The 4,653-nt window shown below is 33.8% G+C and carries 4 protein-coding genes; all 4 read left to right on the forward strand.

Translation table 11 applies throughout. From position 1 onward, the window contains the following. Window positions 1-140: 140 nt before the first annotated feature. The 4 genes from ABS911_RS14380 to ABS911_RS14395 all read left to right on the forward strand — a co-directional run bounded on the left by ABS911_RS14380 (window position 141) and on the right by ABS911_RS14395 (window position 3,852). Window positions 141-1,346, forward strand: a complete 1,206-nt coding sequence (locus tag ABS911_RS14380) for an ABC transporter permease (RefSeq protein ID WP_350468131.1) — start codon at window positions 141-143, stop codon at window positions 1,344-1,346. A gap of 1,017 nt (window positions 1,347-2,363) precedes the next feature. Continuing rightward, a complete protein-coding gene (locus tag ABS911_RS14385; RefSeq protein ID WP_350453210.1) occupies window positions 2,364-2,915 on the forward strand; it encodes a tyrosine-type recombinase/integrase in 552 nt (183 codons plus the stop codon). A gap of 110 nt (window positions 2,916-3,025) precedes the next feature. After that, window positions 3,026-3,364 (forward strand): hypothetical protein, encoded by a 339-nt coding sequence (locus ABS911_RS14390; RefSeq protein WP_350453208.1) that lies wholly within the window; start codon window positions 3,026-3,028, stop codon window positions 3,362-3,364. A 224-nt stretch (window positions 3,365-3,588) separates the two neighbouring features. Next, window positions 3,589-3,852 (forward strand): helix-turn-helix domain-containing protein, encoded by a 264-nt coding sequence (locus ABS911_RS14395; protein ID WP_350453206.1) that lies wholly within the window; start codon window positions 3,589-3,591, stop codon window positions 3,850-3,852. Window positions 3,853-4,653: the final 801 nt, after the last annotated feature.

A 4,653-nucleotide genomic window follows, 5' to 3' on the forward strand; every position in this document is an offset into this window, starting at 1 on the left:
CATGAATGTATTTAAGCAATTAAATGAAGAAGAAGGTGTAACAATCATCCTGGTTACACACGATCCGGAAACCGTACGCTTTTGCAATCGAGTAGTCCATATGCATGACGGCGTATTGACCGAAGAGGTGAGGTGAGCGTATGAATCCAACAGTGTTTTTTAAAGGAGCTTGGAACGCCTTATGGAAAAATAAAAAACGAAGCTTGTTGACGATGGTCGGAATCGTTATCGGAATCGCAGCGGTCAGTACGATTATGTCTATTGGGCGTGGATTTGAAAATTATGTCATGGAATCATTGAATCCAGACGCGGGAGAACTGTTAACGGTCGATATCCAGTTCACGGCAGATGATTTAGATTGGATGGATGAAACAAATGACCCATTCTATTCAGAAATGGATCTGCAGATGATTCGGAATATCTCCGGTGTTCAAGAGGCAGAAATCTATCAAGCTAACTCTGACTATGTTTCCGTAACTACCATGGTAGCAGGTGAAGAAACTTACTTAGATGTGGTTATGACTGAGGATAAAGGTAGACCCGTTATTGCAGGTAGATCCATTGATATGCTGGATAACGGAAATGAAAATCGTGTAGCTGTCGTTCCCTTTTCTGTTGTAGAAGATCGATTTGAGACTGAAAAAGAGGCCGTTGGAAGAGGGATCACCCTAGACGGTCAACTTTATACGATCGTAGGAATCTACGAAAGCGAGCTAGATTCATCTGGATTGTTGAGCAGCTTTATGGCGGAAGAAATCGAACTTCCTAAAAATAGTTATCAACGGTATCATGAATCAGACATGGTTGAAGATACCGTAACAGTAACTGTATCAAGAGGCTCGCTGCCTTCAGATATAGCAGAAGAAGCCATTGCTATTCTTGAAGAAGATGGATCTATGCGAACAATGGGAAAGTATGATCATTTTGATATGTCTGCTTTAGATGATGGGATTTCAGAAGTATTAGGGGGAATTACACTGTTTATTGCCAGTGTAGCCGGAATATCCCTGTTTATTGCAGGGATTGGTGTGATGAATATGATGTACATTTCCGTTTCAGAAAGAACGAAAGAAATCGGCATTCGCCGTGCATTAGGAGCCTCTCAAAGAAGTATCCGCGCACAGTTTGTACTAGAAGGGGTACTGATGACAAGTATCGGAGGAGTAATCGGTTACTTATTGGGCCTTTTATTTTCTTCTATTGCAGCAGCGTTATTGCCGTTTTCTGTTGGAGTAGACCTGGTTACCGTTCTGATTTCTCTAGGTGTTTCCTCCCTAGTTGGACTGATTTTCAGTTATGCTCCGGCTAATGCTGCAAGTAAAAAAGAAATCATTGAAATCATCTAGTAGACAAGCTTCTCTTTTAATGCAAGGTGAAGAGCGTGCTTTTTTCTTTTTTGAATGAAAAAAATAAAGCCATTAGATTTGCATAGAAAATTGCAAATCTAAAGGCTTTATAAGTTGAAAGGGAAGACTTATAACTTATAAAGCCACCTACAAACTATTTAACAATATTCTTTTGTATAATGCACGTACGTAATTATAACCTTTTCTAAATCATTTATTTCCAAATATTCTTCTGTCATTTTCCACCTCCTCATTTACAATTTTTATAAAACTTAAATATGATTACAATAAAATATTATTTATATAAAGGGAAACATTACATTGTATAGATTAATGTATTAAAAACCTTGATTTATCGAGGTTCTTTTTTATCTTCTTTTCATGCAAAAAAAGATAAATCCCCTTTGCTTTTTTTGCAGGTATCGTTTTAAGACAACAAAGCAATTCTAATAATAAGTATTAATTTAAATAAGGCTTTATATAGACAAAGAAATTTAAAATTCCACTTAAAAAGTGTCCTTTTAAATTTCTCTGTCTATATATTTTTTATTTTACAAAAAAGAACCCAGTCCCATTTTCCTGTGGAACAAATCCTGATAACATTGCTGAATTCTCTACGTTGTTTTGTTCATCAACTGTTATAACTGTCATTTCATCTTTATCACTAACACTATTTTTTTCTTTAGCTAATACATCTTTAAATCCAATCGATAGTGCTAAAACTCCTGTAATACCAAAAATTAAAATTGCTTTTTTTTTTCATGTAATTACCTCCGTATTTTACTATTGTCAAAACTAATTATAACATTTCAAAAAACTACTTACGATATATAATTTATTTACCTAATTAATAAGTTTATTCTTTTATATAAAGAAAGATACATGAAATTAGATGAAAACGTGTATCGGGAATCCTATTCCAATAGGGTTCTTTTTTTATACCGCCCTCCAACACATGATTGTGTGGTATACTATACAAAATCATGTATCACTTTTGTGAGAGGAGAGGGCTTTTAAATGAGTTACAACGTCCAACCATTACGTACTCAACAAGAAATAAACGACTTTTTATTCTGTTTGAGAAGAAATAAAAACGCGGATCGGGATGTTTTTCTGTTTTTGATCGGGATTAATAGCGGTTTACGCATGTCGGATATTGTCAAATTGAAGAAACAAGACCTGATTTCTTCCAAAAACCCTCGTATTGTAGAGAAAAAAACAGGGAAAACGCGTATTTTGTATTTGAGTAGTCTGCAGGACTTGATTTTAGAATACACGAAAGACTTAGCACCAGAGGATTGTTTGTTTCCTAGTACCAAAGGTGGTCATGTGGAAGTGAATACGGTCTATCAGATGTTTCAAAAGGTCGCTAAGCTCTTAGGAAGAGACGATATCGGCACGCACACGCTGCGTAAGACGTTTGGGTACCATTATTACAAGAAAACCAAAGACGTGGCCACACTGATGGAAATATTCGGTCACAGCAGTGAGAAAATCACGAAACGCTATATTGGGATCAATGAAGATGAAATCAGCGAAACATTACTTAATTTCAGATTAGGTTTTTAATTTTTTGACAACATAATATATACTATTTGACATATTATATATTATGTTGTATATTTTATGTAGTAATATCGTGTACTTTTAAAATTCTTTCCTAGAACATAGGTGAGAATATGAAAAAATACAAACTAGTTACAAATTTTGTTGATAAAGAATTAAAAGGAATTAAAAAGAAAGACCCAAGAGAATGGAAAAAATTAAGTACACAACTAGCTCAACTAGAAGCTTCAGGAGATAGTTATCCTTATACGCCAGAGCGAGAGTACAGAGGACTTAAGACGAAGTACTACCGGATTCTTTATAAAATCTATGATGAGTATATAGTTTGTCTTGTGATGGCTAAAAAACAAGGGCAAAAGTTAGAAAATTACCACTACGATTTAGCGGATGTCCGAAGCAAAAAATTTAAGAAACAATTAGAAACATATAGCAATAATAGAATGAAAAAATAGATGTATAAGGATATGTATAAGTTAGTACAATGATATAAAAAAATAAAAAGGAAGAGTTTTAGGAAAGAATCTTATTTATATGAATTACTATCTATGAAAAAAAATAGTGAGGTGTGTAAATGGAAGTTTTTTATAAAGTAAACGAAATATCTACTAAATTTAGATGTAGACAAATAGATAATAGTATTTAAAAATTTATAAGATTAAAAAAGGGGGGGGGCATAATGTCCGAAGAAATAAATTTTGATCAACTGGGTTCATTCTCTGAAAAGTATAATCTTGAAAGAGAAATAATTCAACGAGTGAAAATTATTTCTCAACTCACTATAATGAGGGAAGAAGCCCGCTTAACACAATCTGAGTTAGCTCAAGAAACAGGGTTAACTCAAGCTCAAATTTCTAAGATTGAAAAAGGTAAAACAAATCCAAACTTAGAAACTCTTTTAAAACTGGCTAATTTTTATCATAAAGAGTTAAAATTAGTCTAACCTATTCAATTCCATTCTAATCAAAAAAAAACAAAACTAGTTTAAAAATTTATATCATATTCTACCTAAGGACTCAGAGTACTCTGAGTCCTTTCCTTATGCAAAAAAATATGTTTTTTTGCATTTTAAAGTATGCTGCCTTTTTGAGTATTCAATATCTCGAAAGCATAGAAAAGTACACTTTATGTAAAATATTTAAAACATAAAGCTTGAAACCTATCTTTAGTTTATGATAAACTCATGTTGTAAATGATATCAGCACATATCACTATCTTCACCTTAGATTAAAACATCATCTAAATGCTTTAATTAAGTTATAAATGCTTTAGATAACGTTTTACAAATACGCCAATTAAACAAAAAACCCCCACATAATGTCGAGTTATGTGGGGGTTTTTCATGCTTTAAGCAATTTGTGGCTGGTAGGCGTCGCCCTTGTTTTACTTCTTGTTACCCAACCAATAACCGAATAGTAGTATTGCGCACTCTCCGGAAACGCCAATAACCGTTTGCGCGATCAATACTAGTAAATCAGCACTATTCACTAACTTCACCTCCTCTCCATTTAGACGTATGTCTACCTGGAGCAGGCGACTAATATATTATGCTTTAATTTTTAGCGTTTAGCAATACTTTGTACGCTCTACCACGTTTTACCCTCTGCAGGCCTCTTAATTGTTAACATAAAACCGATTATGCTAAAACTGAACAGCCCGGTTAATGTTCGTGCAACACTTCAAAATAATAACATTAATGTAACCTATTGAATTAATCAACTAGTTCTACGGTAGTGGTCCCCCA

Source organism: Carnobacterium sp. (genome assembly GCF_040274425.1).